Source organism: Halobacterium sp. KA-6 (assembly GCF_021029015.1).
GTDB lineage: Archaea > Halobacteriota > Halobacteria > Halobacteriales > Halobacteriaceae > Halobacterium.
The window spans coordinates 295956-316205 of the sequence record NZ_JAJJZH010000002.1 but is presented as its reverse complement, the minus strand read 5'-3'; the positions used below and the strand labels follow the sequence as shown (position 1 = coordinate 316205).

20 protein-coding genes and 1 pseudogene are annotated in these 20250 nt (G+C 64.7%); 13 read left to right on the top strand and 8 right to left on the bottom strand.

The window, feature by feature from the left end:
* The first annotated feature begins 1 nt into the window (after position 1).
* From LPA46_RS06650 to LPA46_RS06640, 3 genes are all read left to right on the top strand, one after another.
* Positions 2-712, top strand: a complete 711-nt coding sequence (locus LPA46_RS06650; protein ID WP_230891910.1) for a DUF2270 domain-containing protein — start codon at positions 2-4, stop codon at positions 710-712.
* 61 nt (positions 713-773) lie between these two features.
* Positions 774-1520 (top strand): Yip1 family protein, encoded by a 747-nt coding sequence (locus LPA46_RS06645; protein ID WP_230891909.1) that lies wholly within the window; start codon positions 774-776, stop codon positions 1518-1520.
* Between the two features lie 68 nt (positions 1521-1588).
* On the top strand, positions 1589-1726 hold the full coding sequence (locus LPA46_RS06640; protein ID WP_230888252.1) for a hypothetical protein: 138 nt from the start codon (positions 1589-1591) through the stop codon (positions 1724-1726).
* 183 nt (positions 1727-1909) lie between these two features.
* Here LPA46_RS06640 and LPA46_RS06635 read toward each other — a convergent pair whose 3' ends face one another.
* The 6 genes from LPA46_RS06635 to LPA46_RS06610 form a co-directional block, all read right to left on the bottom strand.
* A complete protein-coding gene (locus LPA46_RS06635) occupies positions 1910-2284 on the bottom strand; it encodes a hypothetical protein (RefSeq protein WP_230888251.1) in 375 nt (124 codons plus the stop codon).
* A gap of 42 nt (positions 2285-2326) precedes the next feature.
* Positions 2327-2836: a KEOPS complex subunit Cgi121 gene (cgi121, locus tag LPA46_RS06630; RefSeq protein WP_230891908.1), complete on the bottom strand. Its 510-nt coding sequence runs from the start codon at positions 2834-2836 to the stop codon at positions 2327-2329.
* Positions 2833-5217, bottom strand: a complete 2385-nt coding sequence (locus LPA46_RS06625; RefSeq protein ID WP_230891907.1) for an ATP-dependent DNA helicase — start codon at positions 5215-5217, stop codon at positions 2833-2835. The genes cgi121 and LPA46_RS06625 overlap by 4 nt, the downstream gene beginning before the upstream one ends.
* A 221-nt stretch (positions 5218-5438) precedes the next feature.
* Entirely contained in the window at positions 5439-6002 is a 564-nt protein-coding gene (locus LPA46_RS06620) for a dolichol kinase (RefSeq protein ID WP_230891906.1), read from the bottom strand.
* Positions 6003-6004: 2 nt separating this feature from the next.
* On the bottom strand, positions 6005-7732 hold the full coding sequence (gene glyS / locus LPA46_RS06615) for a glycine--tRNA ligase (RefSeq protein WP_230891905.1): 1728 nt from the start codon (positions 7730-7732) through the stop codon (positions 6005-6007).
* Positions 7725-8582 carry a CBS domain-containing protein gene (locus LPA46_RS06610; RefSeq protein ID WP_230891904.1) on the bottom strand — a complete coding sequence of 286 codons (858 nt, stop codon included), beginning with the start codon at positions 8580-8582 and terminating at the stop codon, positions 7725-7727. The genes glyS and LPA46_RS06610 overlap by 8 nt, the downstream gene beginning before the upstream one ends.
* Positions 8583-9512: 930 nt before the next feature.
* On the opposite strand from LPA46_RS06610, the gene LPA46_RS06605 reads away from it, so the two are divergent.
* On the top strand, positions 9513-9731 hold the full coding sequence (locus LPA46_RS06605; RefSeq protein ID WP_230891903.1) for a hypothetical protein: 219 nt from the start codon (positions 9513-9515) through the stop codon (positions 9729-9731).
* 337 nt (positions 9732-10068) lie between these two features.
* Here LPA46_RS06605 and LPA46_RS06600 read toward each other — a convergent pair whose 3' ends face one another.
* Positions 10069-10326, bottom strand: coding sequence for a hypothetical protein (locus LPA46_RS06600; protein WP_230891902.1), 258 nt, complete (start codon positions 10324-10326; stop codon positions 10069-10071).
* Between the two features lie 496 nt (positions 10327-10822).
* On the opposite strand from LPA46_RS06600, the pseudogene LPA46_RS06595 reads away from it, so the two are divergent.
* From LPA46_RS06595 to LPA46_RS06560, 8 genes and pseudogenes are all read left to right on the top strand, one after another.
* Positions 10823-11104, top strand: a pseudogene (locus LPA46_RS06595) (hypothetical protein); the annotation flags it as partial.
* 389 nt (positions 11105-11493) lie between these two features.
* Entirely contained in the window at positions 11494-13350 is a 1857-nt protein-coding gene (locus LPA46_RS06590; protein ID WP_230891901.1) for an ABC transporter substrate-binding protein, read from the top strand.
* 131 nt (positions 13351-13481) lie between these two features.
* On the top strand, positions 13482-14573 hold the full coding sequence (locus tag LPA46_RS06585) for an ABC transporter permease (RefSeq protein WP_230891900.1): 1092 nt from the start codon (positions 13482-13484) through the stop codon (positions 14571-14573).
* A 6-nt stretch (positions 14574-14579) separates the two neighbouring features.
* Positions 14580-16130: an ABC transporter permease gene (locus tag LPA46_RS06580; protein WP_442908213.1), complete on the top strand. Its 1551-nt coding sequence runs from the start codon at positions 14580-14582 to the stop codon at positions 16128-16130.
* The gene (locus LPA46_RS06575; protein WP_230891898.1) at positions 16131-17225 is read left to right on the top strand and encodes an ABC transporter ATP-binding protein; all 1095 of its coding nucleotides are present in this window, start codon (positions 16131-16133) and stop codon (positions 17223-17225) included.
* The gene (locus LPA46_RS06570) at positions 17222-18562 is read left to right on the top strand and encodes an ABC transporter ATP-binding protein (RefSeq protein ID WP_230891897.1); all 1341 of its coding nucleotides are present in this window, start codon (positions 17222-17224) and stop codon (positions 18560-18562) included. The genes LPA46_RS06575 and LPA46_RS06570 overlap by 4 nt, the downstream gene beginning before the upstream one ends.
* A 14-nt stretch (positions 18563-18576) precedes the next feature.
* Positions 18577-18981 carry a DUF7555 family protein gene (locus LPA46_RS06565; RefSeq protein WP_230891896.1) on the top strand — a complete coding sequence of 135 codons (405 nt, stop codon included), beginning with the start codon at positions 18577-18579 and terminating at the stop codon, positions 18979-18981.
* Positions 18982-19039: 58 nt separating this feature from the next.
* Positions 19040-19228: a hypothetical protein gene (locus tag LPA46_RS06560; RefSeq protein WP_230891895.1), complete on the top strand. Its 189-nt coding sequence runs from the start codon at positions 19040-19042 to the stop codon at positions 19226-19228.
* 104 nt (positions 19229-19332) lie between these two features.
* Here the strand turns inward: LPA46_RS06560 and LPA46_RS06555 are convergent, their stop codons facing one another.
* The gene (locus tag LPA46_RS06555; protein WP_230891894.1) at positions 19333-19884 is read right to left on the bottom strand and encodes a DUF7529 family protein; all 552 of its coding nucleotides are present in this window, start codon (positions 19882-19884) and stop codon (positions 19333-19335) included.
* Positions 19885-20057: 173 nt separating this feature from the next.
* On the opposite strand from LPA46_RS06555, the gene LPA46_RS06550 reads away from it, so the two are divergent.
* Complete coding sequence (locus LPA46_RS06550; RefSeq protein ID WP_230888236.1) at positions 20058-20225, top strand: DUF7556 family protein; 168 nt, start codon at positions 20058-20060, stop codon at positions 20223-20225.
* The last annotated feature ends 25 nt before the right edge of the window (positions 20226-20250 follow it).

Genomic DNA, 20250 nt, shown 5'->3' with positions numbered 1-20250 from the left:
GATGCCCGACGACACTGCCGACTCGACCGACGGTGACGACGCGACCGCGTCCGACCCCGAACTCGGCGTGGGACTGTTCGAGACCGACATGGGCCCCAGCTCCGCGCTCGCGCACGTCTACCGCGGGGAGATTCACCGCATGAAGTTCTGGCGCGAGCGCCTCGACCGCACCACGAACTGGGCAGTCGTCGTGATGGCGGCGGTCCTCACGTGGGCGTTCTCCGGGCGCTCGAACCCCCACTACCTCCTGCTCGTGGGTGTCGTCGCGCTCGGCGCGTTTCTGGGCGTCGAGGCGCGTCGCTACCGCGGCTACGACATCTGGCGGAGCCGCGTCCGCACGCTCCAAGAGAACGTCGTCGCCGTCGGCCTCGCGCCCGACGAAACGTCGCCGGACACCGACTGGCGCGAGCGCCTCGCCCGCGACTACCGCGAACCCACCATCAAGGTCTCCGCGGAGGAGGCGATTGCCCACCGCCTGCGCCGCATCTACCTGCCGCTGTCGACGGTACTGCTCGTGGCGTGGGTGGTGCGCGTCACCGCGTTCTCCCCGGCGTCGTGGCCGTCGAGTGCCGCCATCGGCTCGCTGCCCGGCGTCGTCGTGACTGCCGCCGTCGCCGTGACGTACGGAACTGCGGTCGCCGTCGCGTGCCGGCCGCGGACGTGGCACGCCCGCGGCGAACTCCGCGAGGAAGCGCTCCGGAAGCACGACTAACCTCGCACGCGCCGCGAGTCGCCGGTACGTTGAAACGCACCGTGGGCGAACCACCCGTCCCATGCTTCGGGACGCCCTCCACGCCCTGCGGACGCTGCTGTTCGACCCGCGCTCGTTCTTCGAGACGCACCCGCCCGAGCGGTCGCTGGGTAGCGCCGCGCTGGTCGTCGTCGCGGTCGCCGCAGTCACGACCGTCGCGTTCGTCGCCATCGGCGAGTACATGGCCGCCCAAATCGACGCCACCGTCACGGTCACGACAATGGAACCGTGGCCGGAGTCGACGTGCCAGTCGTTCGCCGACATGAACGGCTCGCTACCCGAACCCTGTACTATCGACGAACCGCGGACGAAGCAGGTCTCGGTCGGCGCGAAACTCCGGGACGCGATATACGGACGCATCCCCGTGGTTTTCTTCGGCACCCTACTGGGCTGGGTGCTGGTCGCCGTCGCGCTGCACGCGGTGGGTGCATTCACCGGGAGCCGCGGCTCGTTCACTGCGACGCTGGCGGTCACCGGCTGGGCGACGCCGGCCCAACTCGTCCAGACCGTGCTCGGCGCGGCCGGCCTCGTCTTCCTGCTGTCGGGCGTCGACTTCGCCAGCGACCCCGAACTGCTGGCCGAGCAGCTCCGGCGACTCACGAACACGACCGGTACCGCCATCGGCGTGCTCGGCGCGCTCGTCGGCACTGCATGGCAGGCGTACATTTGGACGCACGGCCTCCAGGAAGGCCACGACGCCCAGCCGGGCAGCGCGGCCGTCGCGTCCGGCATCGTCGCCGTGCTGCTGTTCGTGCTCTCGCTGGCCTGACGTCACTTTCAGTTTCACCGCGCGGCAGGATTCCATTCTTGTGTGCGACGAGCGTCAGACGAATCTACATGGGCGACCACCCGTCCGACGCCGGCTGGCGTGTCAAGTGTCCACGCGGCCACACGCGACTGCGCCGGCAGCGCGACGGCCGATACTACTGCCGGAGTTGCCAGCGCCACTACGACCGCCGCGACCTCCGACAGTAACACGCTGTACGTCTAGTGTCTGACGACTGTCTGCTCTTCGCGGGCGGCGTTTCGAGTGGAAAACCAACTGATAGCGACGGCGCAACGCGGCCCACCACTACCTTTCCGACGGCAGAACCACGGGAAAGCGACCACCCGATACCCCTTCGTTTCGACTGGAGAGGGGTATGTTACCGTCTCTTACTATTCGTCCTGCACGAGGTCCATCGCGTCGAGTTCGCGTTCGGGGTTGTACTCCGCGAGGTCGCCGTGCTCGATACCTGCTCGCCCGGTCAACTCGCCGAGAATCGCCTCGCGAGCGTCCTCGGGGGTGTCGTACTCCTCGGGCACCAGCCGGTCGAAGACGTCCGCCAGCGCCTCCGTCTCGTTGACGATTTCGTCGCGCTCGGTCGCGTACTCGGATTTGAGTGAACTCGCGTTCGTCGGGTAACTCGACCCCTGGACGGCTGCCTCCATCGCTTCGAGGGTCTCCTCGACGTGTTCGGCGAGCGGCTCCTCGTGCTCGCTGGGGAACTCCTCGGTCGACTCCTCTGGCACGTAGTCAGCGTCGTCGCTCATGCCTAGGTGGTTCGACGCGCCCGCCAAATGCGTGCTGGCCGCCTACTTCTCGACGTCCAGCAGCGCCACGCGCTCCCGGACGACACCTGACAGGTCGCCCGCGGCCGCATCCAACTCGGCGTCGCCCACGTCGAAGAACTCCCGAATCGTCTCGCGGTCCCCGTAGACGCCCGCCTCGGGTGGCTCCACTGCCGGGAGTACGACGGCGTCGTCGAGGAAGTCCACGACGGCGGTCACCGCGTCGTCCTCGTCACCGCCCGCGACGACGACCACGACCTCCTGCTCGCCCTCGGCGACACCCATCGCGAGCGCCTCCCGAATCTGTCGGCGACCCGCCGCGTACAGCAGAATTTCGACCGCGCGGTTGCTGGCGACGTTCTCCTCGCGCTCGAACGCACGGTTGGCGTGCTCGACCGCCGACGCGAGGTGCTCGCGGCCCGCGACGTAGTCCGCGTCGAACGCCTGTACCGCCGTCTCGTGGCCGCCGTCCGGGAGGGCGGCGACGAACGTTTCGACGTCCTCCACGACCGCCGTGCCCGCGACCAGTTTCACGAGAAGTCCCCCAGATTCGCCTGCCCGCTCCGGTCGGCCTCCTCGGCGGCCGCCACCGCGTCGGCGTCCGCGTTCACGGCGTCCATCTCCGGGTCCGGGTGGCCGACGTTCTCGAGGATGCGCTCGGCGGTCTTCTCACGGCCGCGGACCGCGCCCAGCACGAGGCTCTTCTCGGCGTTCCGGAGATCTGCCCGCGACTCGATGCCCGCGTTGTAGAGGCGCCGCGCGCGCTTCCGACCGACGTTGCGCACGCCGGCGAGGTCCAGGAGTTCCTCGCGGACGCCGTACTCCACGCGCTTGCGCGCCTCGCGCACGGCGGCCGCGGACTCCACGTCGTCGAGGTCGCCCGCGAGGCGCTCGGCGGCGTGGAGCAGCCACTCCGCGGTCTCGACCTTCCCACGGATGTCGCCTGGGCCGACGCCGTAGCGCTCCGCGATGCGGTCCTCGTCCAATTCGGAGGCCCAGTCTTCGAGGAGTTTCGCGGTCTTCAGCGCGGACAGCCAGTCCTCGAAAGCCGCCTCCTCTTCGCGGGGCGCGGATCCGAGCAGCTCGTCCTCGCGCTCGTAGGCGAGTTCCGTGTACTGCTCGCGGTCCCCCGAGCGCAGGTAGAGTTCGTACATGTCCGGCGTCCGGCTCACGAGGTGGAACAGGCCGAACGGCGTCGGGCTCGCGCCCTCGCCCTCTGCGTCACCCGTTTCGGCGTCCTCGTCGCTCGTTCCGGGCGCGCTGTCGTCCTGGAGCTCGCTGGCGGTCTGGAACGTTGCTTCCCCCGCGCGGCTCGCGGCTTCACCGCTCGCCTCGGCTGCCGTTTCCCCGCGTTCGGCCGCCCGCAGTCCGTCGACGAGCGTCGCCGCGCTCATCGGGTCGACGTACAGCTGGCTCACGAGGTGGCCCGTGCTGGTCGCGCGCAGCGTGCCGTCCTCGCGCTCGACGAACTCGTTCCGTTCGAGGTACGTCAGTACGTCCCGCGTGACGCTCTTCAGCCGCCCGGGGTCGTCGGTCTGCGTCGCGTACAGCGTCTCCCCGAGGAACTCGTGGAGCGCGTCCTCCGTAGTTGTGAAGCCCGTCGCGACCGCCGCGAGCACGTGCGTCCGGAGCGCGGGCTCAGCCGCGAGTTTCGAGCGCACGGGCTCGGGCTCCGCGTAGATGTAGCGGTCGAACAGCTCCTCCAGCTCGTCGTGGTTGTTCGCGAGCAGCACCGCTTCGCCGTACGGGTCCCGGCCGGGGCGACCCGCGCGCCCGAACATCTGGTGGACTTCCAGCACGGACAGCGGCTGCATCCCGCCCGCAGTGCCGTCGTAGCGCTGCCAGTCCCGCACGACGACCCGGCGGCTCGGCGTGTTCACGCCCGCCGCGAGCGTCGGCGTCGCGGAGACGACCTTGATGGCGCGGTCGCGGAACGCCTCCTCGACGAGTTCGCGGTGCTCGCGCGCCAGTCCCGCGTGGTGGAACGCCGCGCCCTTCTCCACGGCGTCCGCGAGGTCGTCGCTGGTCTCCGTGTCGCTGACGCCCCGGATTTCGTCGGCGACCTCCCGGAGGCGCTTCCGGTCGTCGTCGCTGATGCCCTGCTTGGTCACGTCCGCGAGCCGGCGCGCCGCGGCCTCGGCGTTCCGCCGCGAATTCACGAACACGAGCGTCGAGCCGTCGTCCGCGAGCGTGTCCTCCACGATGGCGGCGGTCTGGCTGTCGCTGCCGCCGGTCGCCAACTCCTCCTGCGTGCCGTCGTCGTAGTGGACGGCCTGCCCGTAGTGGACGCCCGTCCGCAGGTCGATGGGCCGCCACTCCGAGTCCACGAGTTCGGCGTCCAGCCACTCCGCAATCTCGTCGGCGTTCCCGACCGTCGCCGACAGCGCAACCACTTGGAGGTCCTGCACGCGCTGGCGGAGTTTCGCCAGCGTCACCTCGAGCGTGGGCCCGCGGTGGTCGTCGTCCACGAGGTGGACCTCGTCCGCGACCACGCAGGAGAGGTCGTCGATCCAGCCCGCGCCGTTGCGCACCAGCGAGTCGACCTTCTCGGAGGTGGCGACGATGATGTCGTTGTCCGACAGCCGCGAGCCGTCGTCCTCGTAGTTCCCCGTGGAAACACCAACGGAGAATCCGAACTGTTCGAACTCCTCGAACTCGGTGGCCTTCTCGCCGGCGAGCGCGCGCAGCGGCACGATATACAGCGCCTTCCCGCCGTCAGCGACCGCCGACAGCATCGCCAACTCCGCGATAAGAGTCTTCCCGCTGGCGGTCGGCACGCTCGCCACGAGGCTCTCGCCCTCGGCGACGCCCGCCTCCACGGCCTCCGCCTGCGGCGGGTAGAGCTCCTCGATGCCCCCCGATTCGAGATGGTCGGCGACCCCCTCGGGGAGCCCGGGTACGTCCGCGACTTTCATTACGCCGAAGTAGGCGCGTCCCGCGGTTTAAACTGTCGCACCCGCCAACGTGGTTTCGCTGCTCCTCGCGTATCTGTCGCCTACCCCGTCTATGAACACCTCGAACTCCCCCGCTCGCCACGCTTGTAGATAGTGGTCCACGAGACGGCCACGCAAGCGTGAGCGAACACGGGCCCGAGGTGTCGTAAAAGACCGAGTCAACAGCGGTCCCCAGACTGATTTCACACGAACGTCCACACGAGCCACATCGCCGCCGCCGCACCGAGCGGAATGGAGGCGTTATCGTCGATGACGTAGCCGCGAACCACCGGGTTGGTGCCGTCGGCAATCGTCGCGGCGAGCGCGCCGGCTGCAGCCGGCACGGGCGGCACACCGAGCAGGCTCGCGATGGCCATGCAGATGCCGAACGTCGCGAGCAACACCCACCCCTGTTTCATTTCGAGGCCGCTGGTCTGGGAGAGCAGGCCGCTCGCGGGATCCGCGAGCGCCAGCATCAGCATCGCAGGCACCGCAATCGTGGGGTCGAACAACCACGCGGTCGCCGTCCACGAGAACATGTACAGCGCGTACCCCGCGGGGTTGTCCTGCTCGTACTCGCGGGTGAGCCGGTCGAAAATCCACCACGAGACGTAGCCGGAGAGCCGCAGTACTTCGAGGCCGGCCGCGACGACCGACCCCGCGACGAGCAGCCACTGGACCGCCGGCCACGGGAGGACGCCAGCGAGGAACGCCCCGGGGAGGAGCACGCCGCTGGCGTGGACGAGCCGGCGATCGAGTTCGCTCACCGTTACAGGTCCGCGAAGTCGCGCTCGCCGTCCCGGAGCGCGGCCACGACGTCTACGAGGTCATCAGTATCGACTCGCACCTGGTCGGTGGTGTCGCGGTCCCGCAGCGTCACCGTGTCGTCCTCGAGGGACTCGTAGTCGACGGTGACGCAGTACGGCGTCCCGACTTCGTCCTGGCGGCGGTAGCGCCGGCCGATGTTCCCGGAGTCGTCGTACGTCACCGAGAGCCCGGCTTCGCGGAGGTCCGCCGCGAGGTCGCGCGCGGTGTCACCGAGGCCGTCCTTGTCCATCAGCGGGAACACGCCGACCGTCGTCGGGGAGACTTCCGCGGGCAGGCGCAGCACGTCGCGGGTCTCGCCCTCGACTTCGTCCTCGTCGTAGTTGTGCGCCAGCACCGTGTACACCGCGCGCCCGACGCCGAACGCCGGCTCCACGACGTGCGGGACGATGTGGCGGCCCGACTCCGTCACTTCCTCGACGGCGAAGCCGGTCTTCTCCGTCGGTACCGTGTACTTCTCGCCGTCGACCTCTACTGTCACTTCGTCGCCGTCGAACGCCGAGCGGTCGCGCTCCGCGAGCGCTTCCAGAGCGTCCGCGACCGCGCCCGCGTCGCCGCCGAACTCCGGCCCGAGGTAGGACATGTCGGGGTCGACGGTCGCGCGCTCGACCGTCTTCGGTTCGTCGTACTGCTTGAAGATGGTGAAGGTGTCGTCGGCGTGCTCGCTGTGCTTCGAGAGGTCGTAGTCAGTGCGGGAGGCGACGCCCTCCAGTTCGATCCAGTCGCCGTCGACCTCGCCCTCCGCGTCCCAGCAATCCGAGGCGTAGTGCGCGAGTTCGCCGGGGAGGTGCTGGCGGAACCGGAACCGCTCCATGTCCACGCCGACGCGCTCGAACCACACCTTCGAGCGCGCGAGGAAGTACGCCACCCACTCGTCGCCGACGACGCCCTCCTCGAGCGCCTCGCGCGGCGTCAAGTGGAGGTACTCCTCGCCCTCGGACTCCTGTGCGCCCGCCGGGTACAGCGGCAGTTCGACGTCCGCAACCCGGGAGAGGTCCGGGCCCTCGCCCTCGGGGTCCACGAAGAACTCCAACTCCGCCATCGTGAATTCGCGGGCGCGCACGAGCGCCTTCCGCGGGCTAATCTCGTTCCGGTAGCCCGTCCCAATTTGGGCGGCGCCGAACGGCAACTGGTTGCGCGCGTACTCCTTGAGGCGCGGGAACTCCGTGAACATCCCCTGGGCGGTCTCCGGACGCAGGTAGCCCGGCTGGCCCGACCCCGGCCCGATGGACGTCTCGAACATCAGGTTGAACTCGTCGACGGACTGGCCCGCCAGCGGCGCGCCACACGACGGACAGACGAGGTCGTGCTCGGCGATGACTTCCTCGACCTTCTCCGTGGGGTAGGTCTCGGCGTCCGCGATGTCCGTGTTGTCCTCGACGACGTGGTCCGCGCGGTGGCTCTCCCCGCACTCCGCGCACTCCACGAGCATGTCGTCGAAGCCGTCGAGGTGGCCCGAGGCCACGAAGACGGGTTCGGGCGTGACCGTCGGTGCGTCGATTTCCATGTTCCCCTCGCGGGTGACGAAGCGGTCGCGCCACGTCTCCTCGACGTTGCGCTTCAGCGCCGCGCCCTCCGGGCCGTACGTGTAGAACCCGGAGACGCCGCCGTAGGCCTCGTTCGCCTGGAAGAAGAACCCGCGTCGCCGCGCGAGCTCGTCGAGCTCACTCATCGGTCAGCCCCGCCAGCAGGTCGACGTCGCGCACGATGCCGACGAGGCTGTCGCCGGACACCAGCGGCACCTGCTCGATGTCGTTGGTGAGCATCGTCTGTGCGACCTCGCGGGCATTCCGGCGCTTGGTCACCGTCACCACGTCGGGAGTCATGAACTCCCGCACGGGTGCCGCCGGAATCTCGACGTTCCGCGTCGGCAGGTAGCGCGCGCCGACCGCCTTGATGGACTCCCACTTCCAGTCGTCGTCGTCGTCCGCGATGGAGTCGCCGGTGTCGGCCTCGCCTTCGACGACGCGCGCGACCTCGATGATGTCCACTTCCGTCAGCATCCCCGCCATCTCGGCGTCGTCGCCCAGAACCACAGTGTAGGGGACGTTCGCGTACGAGATTTCGCGCTCCGCGACGGTCAGCGGCGTCTCCGCGTACGTCGTGTTCACGTCCCTTCGCGCCAATTCGCCGACGCCAGTGTCGCCGTCCTCCTCGCCGTCCGCGATGGCGCGCACGACGTCCGTGACCGTGATGATGCCTTCGAGGCGGCCGTCCTCGACGACCGGGACGCGACGCGTCCCCTCGCGGTGCATCAGCCCCGCGACCTCCCGGACGGTGGCGTCCGTGGTTGTCGTCGGTACGTCCCGCATCAGCATCGCTAACTGGTCCTCCTCGGGGTGCTCGATGAGGTCGTCCCGGGAGACCAGTCCCCGGTACTGCTCGCCGTCGCTCGTCGGCTTCACCACGGGCACGGAGGAGAACGCCCGCTCCTGAATGTACTCGAGGATGTCGTCCCGCGTCCCCGGAAGCTCAACCGTCACTACGTCGTCCCGAGGGGTCATCGCGTCAGCGACGTTCATGTAGGCGTCGTACTTTCCCCACCCATTTGTAGGCTACGACACCGCATTCCAGACGCTCACCGCCACTACTAGTCGTTCCCACCCTTCGGTGCAGCCGCGCCTGACCGCGCGGCCACGAACGCCCTGTGTGGGCCCCGAACAGCTCTACTGCAGACGATCCCTCACGACGACGAGAACCCCGCGTGCTACGAGGAAACAGCCTCCGGAGCGGCGAGCCGAGGCGGCTGGCGGCACCGTCGTGGCCGCATACTCCTCGGATCGCCAGCAAACAAACTGCAGATCGGCAACGTACCGGCTGGCTGCTAGACCACGAAGTCTGCAACGCACACCCGCTGCCCCACCATCTACGATCCGAACCACCAACCGCCACCTCGAGAATTATGGGCGCTCAGGTTGCCTTCCACCCAATAATTCTCTGTACCTCCTGCAGACACGGTACCGATGTGGCCGAACTGCCCGCCCGCCGCCACCGCACGTCGACACGAAACGCCGACAGTACAGCGACGCCTCACCCGCTAAACGCCGGCTTCAGGATCAACGTAACCGCCACACCTACAGCGAATGGCCACTCCGGCCTCAATCACACCCCCCTACAGAGCCCCTCCCACTCCGCAAGCTCCACCGACAACCCCCGCTGTAGGGCGGGCGGCGACTCGCCGTGGGCACGTGTGGATTCGTGGTGGCGCGACTGGGGGCGGATGCCGAGCGCGGGTTGCGAGCCGGTCTCCCGGGCGTGTAGGCGGCTGTGGCTCCGACGATCGATGGGGGTGTGGTGTGACGCTAGTCGTGCCGAGATTATTGTACAGACTCCCGCTGTCGGGGATGTTCGCGTCGATGATGTGGCCTTGCTAGGGGTGGTGTGGGCCACCGCGAGGGTGGCGCCAGCGATGGGGTAATGCCGGCGTGCTCGGGGGCCGCTGGCGCGGTTCGATGGCGGGAGTGCCAGCAGCGAAGCCGGACGTCGGCTGGCGGTTTGCGGGCGTGTACGTCGCCGGTCAATGGCCGGCTATGAGCCGGGGGCTGGCCGCGCCGACCGGTCGCCCGATGCCGTCGTCGCGGATCGCGCTGTCGGCCGCTGCCGGCGTCGCCAATACTTGTACAGAGTCACGCCGGCTCGCGATTCCCGCGGCGACGACGAGAGCGATCTGAGCGGCTGACCGCAACCACGGATCGGACGGAGCGTCGACGCCCATGCGTTAGCGTCGCCGGATTGCACCCGTTGTTCACCCCCACCCTGCAGCCCCGACACGCACACACCCCCTCGCTGGATCGTGGTTTGCACTCCGTGGTCGGTACCCGCAGCCATCCCTGAGCACGCTCATTCGGCTCGCTGGCCTCTCGCCCCTTCACGTCTTGCTCCCCACTAACCGCCAGCTAGCGACTCACCAGCGGTGGTGACGGTACAGAGCTCTCTCGGCTGTTTTCTTGCGGAGGAGACCCTCTTTGTAGTTGCTGGCTGCTGTTGTCTTCGAGTGGTGCATCGGTGTTAGGCCCCGTGGGTGTGGTGTCGGTCGGCCGTGGGCTCGGTGTCTCGGGTTGCGACGAACAGCCACCCGTAGGTGGGTTTGCAGGTTGTCATGCGGTGAAGCCGCGTGATTGGGGCGACGGCATGCGGGTACAGGGGGTCGGTGTTGGGCTGGAGGTGGCGGTACTGGCGGGTGGTCCTGAACTGCTCGGGGGCCACGTATGGCGAGTGGGGGCTGAGTGATGGGTGGCGCATGATGTGTGGCCGTATGAGACTCATCCGTACGTTTGGAAGCACTGGAATTTAGGGTGGGATACAACAGTCGGCGTGACCGCTGGTGGGTGTTGGACACGAGATTGCTGTGTACTGCTACGAGGTGGTGTCGAACGCCCGTGACCGCCGTTGCACGCCTTGTGCTTGCGGGGTCGGGGGACGATCTTGAGGTGACGGCGCGAATCATTCCCGCGGACGAACGGGTGTATGGCGACCTAACGGGAGTCTGTGAACGGCTCAGGTTCATGGATGTCTCTCCGTTCGGCGTTCTCCCTCGCTGCATGGGCGGCAGACGTCGCCGAGGTTGTTCGTGATCGGCTTTCTCGGATTGGTCGGACGGCCGAGCAGCTCATCGAATCCCCTCAAATCATAGGCGCTCGGTTGCGGTCATGTTCATTTGCACCCGCGAAGTGGGGGAGGCGTACTCGCGTCTCCACTGAAGTATGTCTTCCAAGCAACTCAGCGCGGTTCCTGAAGCCGTCCCGGAAGGATCGCACGGGTGGATGTTGAACTACGAACGAAACGATCATCCAAGGAGGCGATGCGTCTCCTTGCTCGAAAAGGGCGGCCGCTACGAGGTACGGACTGCGTCCAGGACCTGGTACGACGTTGATGTCGTCGCGGAGACGTGCACCTGCTCGGATTGGGAGTACCGCACCCTGAGGGTGGTTGCAAGCATCTGGGGCGTGTCGACGTCGAACTCAAGCTCGGCCGCGTTCCCCGACCCGATGGTCGACTGCCGGACCAGGCGCGCACGAGCGTTAACCAACAGAACGCCCTGTAAGCGGCCTTCTGTTGATTAACCATGATTCATCATGCCAGAGCCACCAACGCCACCGACAGGACTGCTCGGCGAATGTTCGCTCTCTCTACGGGTGGTCTTCTGTGTCGTGCCAATCAGCGAACTATGCTACGCCGCGCTACTCGTTATTCTCCTACTTCCTCAATTTCGATGGGAGCACCACCTATACGCCCTCAAATAAAGATAGTCACCACGGCAAGTGTTATCCATCATGTATGATGTGGGTAATTTTGATTCTGTCGCGATAATCCCCGAACTACCGACTGTATTTGGTGTTTGTTGGTCACTCACACAGATATTGTGGACCCCATCGAAAAAACATGCCACCTGTTCACGAAGCCTTTAAGTGGGTCAGCTATGGAAATGGGGGTATGCCACGCAAAGGCAAAGACGAGAAGAATACCAGCCGCCGGCGGTTCCTCAAAGCAACTGGTGCGGTCGCCCTCACTTCTGCGGTCGCAGGCTGCAGCAGTGGTGGAGACAGCGATGGCGAGTCGACCACGAGCGCCACGACGACTACGGACGAGGGGGCGTTCTCGCCGGATTTCGATAGCTATCCCTACGGGATTAACGAGACGCAAGTCGACCAAGCCCGCCAGGTGATGGAGGACGCCGGTTACGGGCCGAACAACCGCTACGAGCTCAACTGGCTCCAGTATCAGGACCCCTCCTGGGAGGAGATGGCGAACACCATCCGAGCGCGCCTGGAATCCGCCCACATCGATATGAACATCAACCAGGCGGACTTCGGGGCACTGCTCAACGACACCGAGCAGGGCAACCACGAAGCGTACACGCTCGGCTGGGTCGCTGACTACCCTCAGCCCCGAAACTTCCTGCAGCTCGTCCAGCCGGAGAACACGAACTACGGTAAGAGCGGCGCCAACGGTGCCCGCCTCTTCTGGACGGAGGACGCCAACGAATCCGACCAGGTCAGGCAGTACATGAGCGAGCAGTACAGCCGCATTTTGGACAATCCGAACGACTCCGAGGAAGCCATCCAGACGCGTGGCGAAGCCGCCGTCAACATGGAGCAGGCGCTGTGGGAGTCGTGCGCTCTCATCCCCATCTACCACCAGAAGGACGAAGCCTTCTGGTACGACCACGTCGACTACGAGCCGTACGGTGGGATGGGCGCGTCCCGACAGAAAGCGAACATCGCCGTCAACTCGCTCGAAGGCAAAGACCGCCTGAGCGAGATCTCGGACACGTTCAACTCCCTCGACCCGGCCGCCTCCGGGAACACGCAGAGTGGCGCGCAAGTCATGTACATGTTTGACGCGCCGCTCAACTACCGTAACGGCACGACCGAGGTCGAGAACCTGCTCATCCAGGATTACGAGATCAGCGACGACCTCACGGAGTACACCTTCACGCTCAAAGAGGGCGTCCAGTTCCACGACGACTACGGCGAGCTCACGGCCGCCGACGTCGTCTACTCGATTCGCCGCGTGATGGAGTCGACGAACTCCACGAACCAGTACTTCCCCGTCTCCGTGCTCGGCATCGAGCACGAAACCGACGACGACGGCAACATCACGGAAGCAACTGGCGTCGAAGCTACTGGGACCTACGAGTTCACGCTCTCCCTCGAGCAGCCGTTCCCGTACGGCCTCTCGGTGCTGGCGTACGGTGCGTTCTCGGTGCTGCCGGAAGGCATCGTCGGCGACATCGACGGCTACGAGGGCGACATGGAGTACTCGGAGTTCTCCGCGTCCAACCCCGTCGGCTGCGGTCCCTTCCAGTTCGTCAACTGGGAATCCGGCAACGGCGGAGAAGTGAACCTCGATACGTTCGACGACTACCACGGCGACGCCGCCTCGTTCGAGGGTGTCGACAACGCGATCATCACCGACTCGTCCGCCCGGTACAACTACTTCATCAACGAGAACGCCGACATCGCTCCAATTCCGACCTCACAGTACGACCCCAGCCTCGTCTCCGTTGAGGAGACTCTCGAGGGCGGACGTGAAATCGGGACGTACGGCCCCATGGAGAACGACCAGACGGTCAACTACTCCGGCGTGCCGACGATCGACACGTACTACGTCGGCTTCCACATGGAGAAGGTGCCGAAGGCAGTCCGGCAGGCGATGGCGTACGTCGTGAACCGCGAACAGTTCGTCTCGAACGTGTTCAAGGAGCGTGGTGCTGGCGCGTACCACCTCGAACCCCCACAAGTCTTCCCGGGTGGCCAGTCGGCTTACGACCAGCATTACCAGGGTTAACGGCCCGTTTCCACCGGGAAATCGAACCATTTTTCAAAACACAATTCATGCCTTAGGCTGACGAACGCCCTGATTCCACACATAATGGCAATTATGAGCCGTACCCAACAGGTCAGCGCCGGTGAGAGAATGTGAACCGATTCATCTACTTCCTCAAACGACTACTGCTCGGTGTCCCCGTTCTGCTCTTCGGGCTTACCATCACGTTTCTTGTACTCTACCTCGGCCCGATCGACCCCGTTCTCGCAATTCTCGGTCGCGACGCCAATCCTGCCGCCGCACGCCAACTCGAAATCGCACTCGGGATCCGGTACGCCGACGGGAGTATGGTCCCGCTCTGGGTCCAGTATAAGAACTTCCTCGTCGACATGGTGACGTTCAATTTCGGCACCTCCTGGGGGGTGGCCCGCAACCAGCCGGTCATGGACCTGATCATCGGCCGACTTCCCGCAACGCTCTGGCTGGGCTTCTGGTCGGTCGTCATCGCGCTCGGCTTCGGCGTCCCGATCGGCCTCTACGCCGGCCTTAACTCCAACACGTGGGGCGACTACTTCGCGTCTTTCGGCGGCATCGTCTGGCGCGCAATGCCGAACTTCTGGCTGGCCGTGATGTTCGCGGGCGTCCTCTCAGCCGGCGGCATTCTCTCCGGGTATCGGAATTTCCTCATCAAAACGGACGTCATCGGTACGCCCGACGAACTCCAATACCTCTTCTCCGGTATCGACGTCTTCCCCGGTATCCCGATTCTGGAATATCTCTGGATTCCCATCCCGAACCTCATGCCGATGGCGGCAGCCTTCAAGTGGATTCTGCCAGCCGCGCTCGTCCTCGGCTCCGCCTCGATGGGGAACGAAGTCCGCATCGGCCGCACGGCCGTCCTCGAGAGCCTCAATTCCGAATACATCGACACGGCAAAGGCAAAGGGGGTTTCGACGCGGCGAATCATCACCAAACACGTCGGCCGGAACGCAGTGATTCCGCTGCTCCCCGTCATCATGGGTGAGTTCTACTTGCTAATTGGCGGGTCCGTCCTCGTCGAAAGCGTGTTCAGCATCAACGGCCTCGGGAACCTCTTCCTGCGGGCCGCGTTCGCGGCGGACATCCCCGTTCTGATGTCGCTGACGTTCATCTTCATCGTGATTCAGATCCTCTTCAACACCACCCAGGACATCCTGTACACGTATATCGACCCGCGAATCACCCTTGCGGACAACAACGAGTGACCTTCAATGTGTGCAAACGCTACTTCCATGGAGAACGCAGACGACCTCGCTGACCGCGAGTCGGACGGTCTCTGGTCGCGAGTAATGACGAACCCAACGCCTGCAGCTCGCTGGGCTGCCGTCGCCACGGTCCTCCTGCTCCTCGAGTTCGGTGCCTTCGCTGGCGGCCTGCTCACCATCCTCGACGCCATCGTTATGGGGGCGACCGCGCTCCTCGACGTTGTCGTTGGCATCTTCGCCCCCGGGCTCGCCCAATCGATTGTCGACGTCCAACTCGCAGCCAGCACCTTCATCGAGGGGGTTCGACATGCGGCCGAAAGCCTCCCGACGCTGCTCAGCCGAGACGTCATTCCGAACCAAGGCTATCAAACCCAAAGCGGCGCCTGGGAAGGCACCTTCTTGGGGCTCTCCCCCGCTGCCGCCTGGGCACTTCGCCTGAGCTTAGTGTTGGTGTACTCGCTGTTCGCCTTCTACTGGCTGTACAAGGGCTGGCAGCTCTTCCGCACGCACTACCGGAAAGCAGATTGGACGCCCCGTGACGACATGGTGGCTCGCCTCCAGACCCACAGCTGGGGCAAGTTCGGAATCATCGTCCTGGTGCTGTTCTTGACGATGTCCCTGTTCGGGTCGACGATGGCACCGTCGACTGTCGACCAGAACATCACTTCCTCGTACTCCCACGAAATCCAGTACTTCTCGGAGGAGTCCGGCCAAGTCGAGACGGTCACCGTCGGACAGGCGAACTTCAACTCGAAATCGAAGGGTGCTGGCGACCAGAACGTCGGGGTGATGTCGTACGACCAGTACGACCGGTTCCACCCGTTCGGGACGCTCACAAACGGCCGCGATCTCTTCACCTATATGATGGGCGGCGCCCAGATCACGCTCATGGTGGCTGGCATCGCCATCGGGCTCGCTAGCCTGATCGCGGCGCTGCTCGCGCTTGTCGCCTCCTACTACACCGGCGTTGTCGACCTCTCGATTCTCACCCTCGCCGACGGTGTGGTATCGATCCCGCAACTCCTGTTATTGATTCTCGTTAGCGTCGTCTTCCAGAACCACTGGCTGTCATCCGTCCTCAACGGCGGCTTACTCCTTGCGCTCATCTTCGGGCTAACCACCTGGCCGTTCCTCTGGCGGTCGCTTCGCGGTCCCGCCCTCCAAGTCGCCGAAGAGGAATGGGTTGACGCCGCCAAGAGCTTCGGCCAACGCCCGACGACGACGATGCGAAAACACATGCTCCCTTACGTCCTCGGCTATCTCCTGATCTACGCCTCCATGTCTGTCGGGGGAATCATCATCGGGATGGCCTCCCTCTCGTTCCTCGGGAACGGCCTCGGGATTACGCCACCGACACCCGCCTGGGGACGTGCAATCTCCCTGGGACAGCCGTACGTTTCGACCCAATCCTGGCATATCTCCCTTATCCCCGGGGTGATGATCGTCATTCTCGTCACGGGCGCGAACGCGCTCGGTGACGGCATCCGTGACGCCATCGATCCCGAGAGCGAGGGTGACTCCGAAGAGGAAGCTGCCGCCGCTGGAGGTGGTGCCTAAATGAACTCGACACGCAACGACGCCAACCCTGACAGCAGCACCGAACCCGTCCTGTCGGTTCGAAATCTCCAAACGGTCTTCCACACGGACCGCGAACTCATTCGGGCCGTCGACGGCATCAGCTTCGACATCAGCAAAGGCGAAACCCTCGGCATCGTCGGCGAATCCGGCTCCGGGAAAAGCGTCACCGCCCGGTCGATTATGGGCTTGGTTGACTCTCCCGGTGAAATCCTTCCTAAATCGTCGATCAAATTCAACGGCGAGGAACTCACCGAGTACACTGACGCGGAATACCAACAGATCCGCGGCAGCGGCATCGGGATGGTGTTCCAAGACCCCCTCAAATCCCTCAACCCCGTCTACACGGTCGGCAACCAAATCAAGGAAGCCCTCCGAATCAATCGCGGGATCAGCGGCCAAGAAGCCACCGACAAAGCAATCGAGCTGCTTGAGGACGTCGCAATTCCCGACCCTGCTCGCCGCCTGAAGGAGTATCCCCACGAGTTCTCCGGCGGGATGCGCCAGCGTGCCGTGATCGCGATGATGCTCGCCTGCGATCCCGAGCTCCTCATCTGTGACGAACCAACCACCGCGCTCGACGTCACCATTCAAGCACAGATCATCGAGCTGTTACAGGACCTCCAGGAAGAACGGGACCTCGCTATCCTGTTCATCACCCACGACATGGGCGTGATCGCGGAGATCAGTGACCGCGTTAACGTCATGTACGCGGGTGAGTTCGTCGAGAAAGCCCCCGTGACCGAGCTTTTCGAGAACCCGAAGCATCCGTATACGGAGGGGCTGCTCGACGCCATCCCGGGGACGAACGCGGAGACGGAACGCCTGAACACGATTGAGGGTGACGTCCCGACGCCGAACGAGCAGGCGACGTACTGTCGGTTCGCACCCCGCTGCCCGAAAGCGTTCGAAGATTGCGAGCAGGTTCATCCGGTCCACGTCCCCATCTCTGAGGACGGCGAACACTCCGCGGCCTGCCTGTTGTATCCGGAGGACCGGTCCACCGAGGCGGCTGTCGAATACCACCGCGAACGCGGCCGTGAAGCCGAAGACGTTCACGAGGGTGATTACGCATGAGTAAGCCGTCCACATCGCCGAGTTCCGCGACCGACCAGCCGAATGAGACGCTCGTCGAAGTCGAGGGGCTGAAAAAATACTACGGGGAAGCTGGCCGGTTCAGTGGGCCGCCCGTGAAGGCTGTCGACGGCGTTACGTTCAATATCGAGGAAGGGGAGACGCTCGGGCTCGTCGGCGAGTCCGGCTCCGGCAAGACGACACTTGGCCGGACGTTAATCCAGCTGGAAACCGCCACAGAGGGCCGTGTCTCGTTCTCCGGTCAGGACATCACGAAGCTCAGTGGTGACGAGCTCAAGCAGTGGCGGAAGAATGCACAGATCGTCTTCCAGGATCCCGAGTCCAGTCTCAACGACCGGATGACTGTCGGCGAGCTCGTGCGGGAGCCGCTCGACGCCCACGACTGGAAGTCACCAGCCGACCGTCGCGAGAAGGTCCGCTCGCTGCTGTCCGCCGTCGGCTTGCAGGAAGACCACTACTTCCGGTACCCTCACCAGTTCTCCGGCGGCCAGCGCCAACGCATCGGTATCGCGCGCGCACTCGCCCTCGAACCTGACTTCCTCGTGCTTGACGAGCCGGTGAGCGCGCTCGACGCATCTGTACAGGCGAAGATTCTGAACCTCCTCGAGGATCTTCAGGAGGAGTTCGGCCTGACGTACCTGTTCATCGCGCACGACCTCTCCGTGGTGCGCCACATCTGTGACCGCGTTGCGGTGATGTATCTCGGAAAAATCATGGAGATCGGGGAGACCGAAGAACTGTACACGGACGCCCAAAATCCGTACACGAAATCGCTGCTCTCAGCAATCCCACGTCCGGACCCGACCAGCGAGCGAACACGAATCACGCTGCCGGGCACCCCGCCAAGTCCACGCGACCCACCGGAGGGCTGCCAGTTCAGTACTCGCTGCCCCGCGAAAATCCGCCCCGAGCAGTTCGCAGACCTCAACGACGACACGTGGGACGCAATCGAGCAGTTCCGTGAAGTCGTCCGCGAACGCACACGGCTCGACGTCGGGGTCCGGGACCGCATGAAGCGCCAACTCGGCGTCTTCTCGAAATTCGACGACATCGAGGCCGCCGCAACCGAGCTCTTCGACGATGTCGAAACCCCGCCGGCCGTCGAGACGCCGATCCAGACCGCAATCGAGCACGTCAAGGACGGCTACCCCGGCCGCGCCCGCAATCACCTCAAAGCCGAATTCGGCGGTGTCTGCGACACCCAGCGACCGGAGATGCATCCCGTCAGTGCGTCCGGCCGCCTGAGCTACTGTCATCGCCACAGCGACGAATACGCGGACGTCGATACCACACTCGAACGCCGTACTGACGGCCACTAATCCGTCGTGTCGCCATGAATCGACGCGTCCTGCGGCTGATCGAGTTCGTGTACTGGGTCCTCGCCGCTTCAGTCGTGGTCCTCGTCGTGGCCGGTGTTCTCGGCTTCGCGGCCGGGAACTCGCTCGTCACGGTCAAGTATCTCCTGTTCGTCGTTGGCTTCCTCCTCTTCGGCATCGGCGCGATCGGAATCCGGCCAGCCCCAGCTGCACCCCACAAGGAGAAACGCTTCTCCCCGGAGGGTAAGTCACCGTCGGGCTTCGAAACCTGGATTCAACAGCTCCCACCACTCAACGACCATCCGTTGCGGTTTGCCGACCGAATCAGTCGAAGCTGGAAGCTTCTCGTGACTAGCCTGATTGTGTTAGGCGTCTCATTATTCCTTGAGCTCGGGCTTGGTGTCACAGCCAGCGCCGCGTAGCAGTCATTCGCGCTCAAATCCACGTGGCTTTAAGCGCTTCTCCCCCAAGGATTCAGGCATGTCCACGACGACCGAATCCGCTCGGCTACCCAGGCTGAAATGGGTGCTTCGGAAACTCGTCAGCCTCTTCATCATCTACGCCGCCTTCGGGAGCATCTATCAGTCCATTCGCGCAGACAATATCCTCGCGGTCGTCCTCTACGTCCTGCTCGGCATCGGCGGTTTCTACCTGCTCTCGAACTGGTAGCCCTCGTTTTGCTTGCCGCTGCTGCAGGTGGTCTTCGGCGATAGCAGTCGCTGGATTCGAAACGACTGGTCGTGCGAGGAGAACGGCCCCCAAGGAGATGGTTGTTACCGATCGACTTCGTAGGCGTAGAACTCGTCGGGATTCGGGAAGAAGGCGGCGACGTCGTCGTGCTCGAAGACCCCGACTTCCGTGTGATCGAGTGTTTTGACGCGCGTAAACATCGTCCCACGTTCGGTTGCCGCTCGCACGAGGGGTGCCGCGTGGCGCTTCTGGTAGACGCCCGCGATGAACACGATCTCCTCGGCATCCACATCGATACACTCCGTGACGATGTAGACGTGGCCAGCACTCGACGTTTGATAGACGCCGGTTTCGGTGAAGTCGTTACCCAGATACGCCTCCTCAAACTCTTCGACAGTGTTTCCCGGGATGATGTACGACAACCCGAACTCGTCCGTGTCACCCATCTCCGGCGCAACGGGGGAGGTGTCACCGGCGGCGATCGTCACTGTCGAGAACCCTTTCTCCTCGCGGTCGGCTGCCATCGCTCGCATATCCTGAACCGCGCGCTCCCACCCGCTTTTCGCTTCGTCGCTCGTCTGGGAGAGCCGCTCGGCGTCCGTCGGCGTCCCGCCGCCCGGCGTCTGATTGACCATATGAATAATGTGTGCTGCCAGGCTCAAAGGCCTTGTCACACCTCCTCGCCCGTCGTCTCACCAATTGAGCGAAACGTGTGTCGATCTGCTTCGTTTGCTTAACTCACAGCTGTGGACTGCGAGGTGTCAGTTCGATGCGTTTAAGTATGGGTTGTCACGTTGTATCATACGTCATGGCGACTGACGCCGCGCAGCCGGCGAACCCGTCCGGCACCGACGTGATGGCCTCCCTCGACGACGAGGGCCCCGAGTCACGACTCGTCATCGCGGACATCTCCTGCGACGAGGCGTGGATGTCGGTAACAGCCGACCACGCAACCGCACTCTCGGCCTGGCGATAGGCCGACTGCGACGGCGTTCCGACTT

Bases quoted from the DNA above. Each gene is read 5' to 3' on its own strand.
- LPA46_RS06650 (WP_230891910.1), top strand. From the start codon at position 2: ATGCCCGACGACACTGCCGACTCGACCGACGGTGACGACGCGACCGCG.
- LPA46_RS06645 (WP_230891909.1), top strand. From the start codon at position 774: ATGCTTCGGGACGCCCTCCACGCCCTGCGGACGCTGCTGTTCGACCCG.
- LPA46_RS06640 (WP_230888252.1), top strand. From the start codon at position 1,589: ATGGGCGACCACCCGTCCGACGCCGGCTGGCGTGTCAAGTGTCCACGC.
- LPA46_RS06635 (WP_230888251.1), bottom strand. From the start codon at position 2,284: ATGAGCGACGACGCTGACTACGTGCCAGAGGAGTCGACCGAGGAGTTC.
- LPA46_RS06625 (WP_230891907.1), bottom strand. From the start codon at position 5,217: ATGAAAGTCGCGGACGTACCCGGGCTCCCCGAGGGGGTCGCCGACCAT.
- glyS (WP_230891905.1), bottom strand. From the start codon at position 7,732: ATGAGTGAGCTCGACGAGCTCGCGCGGCGACGCGGGTTCTTCTTCCAG.
- LPA46_RS06610 (WP_230891904.1), bottom strand. From the start codon at position 8,582: ATGAACGTCGCTGACGCGATGACCCCTCGGGACGACGTAGTGACGGTT.
- LPA46_RS06605 (WP_230891903.1), top strand. From the start codon at position 9,513: ATGGCGGGAGTGCCAGCAGCGAAGCCGGACGTCGGCTGGCGGTTTGCG.
- LPA46_RS06600 (WP_230891902.1), bottom strand. From the start codon at position 10,326: ATGAGTCTCATACGGCCACACATCATGCGCCACCCATCACTCAGCCCC.
- LPA46_RS06590 (WP_230891901.1), top strand. From the start codon at position 11,494: ATGCCACGCAAAGGCAAAGACGAGAAGAATACCAGCCGCCGGCGGTTC.
- LPA46_RS06580 (WP_442908213.1), top strand. From the start codon at position 14,580: ATGTGTGCAAACGCTACTTCCATGGAGAACGCAGACGACCTCGCTGAC.
- LPA46_RS06575 (WP_230891898.1), top strand. From the start codon at position 16,131: ATGAACTCGACACGCAACGACGCCAACCCTGACAGCAGCACCGAACCC.
- LPA46_RS06570 (WP_230891897.1), top strand. From the start codon at position 17,222: ATGAGTAAGCCGTCCACATCGCCGAGTTCCGCGACCGACCAGCCGAAT.
- LPA46_RS06565 (WP_230891896.1), top strand. From the start codon at position 18,577: ATGAATCGACGCGTCCTGCGGCTGATCGAGTTCGTGTACTGGGTCCTC.
- LPA46_RS06560 (WP_230891895.1), top strand. From the start codon at position 19,040: ATGTCCACGACGACCGAATCCGCTCGGCTACCCAGGCTGAAATGGGTG.
- LPA46_RS06555 (WP_230891894.1), bottom strand. From the start codon at position 19,884: ATGGTCAATCAGACGCCGGGCGGCGGGACGCCGACGGACGCCGAGCGG.
- LPA46_RS06550 (WP_230888236.1), top strand. From the start codon at position 20,058: ATGGCGACTGACGCCGCGCAGCCGGCGAACCCGTCCGGCACCGACGTG.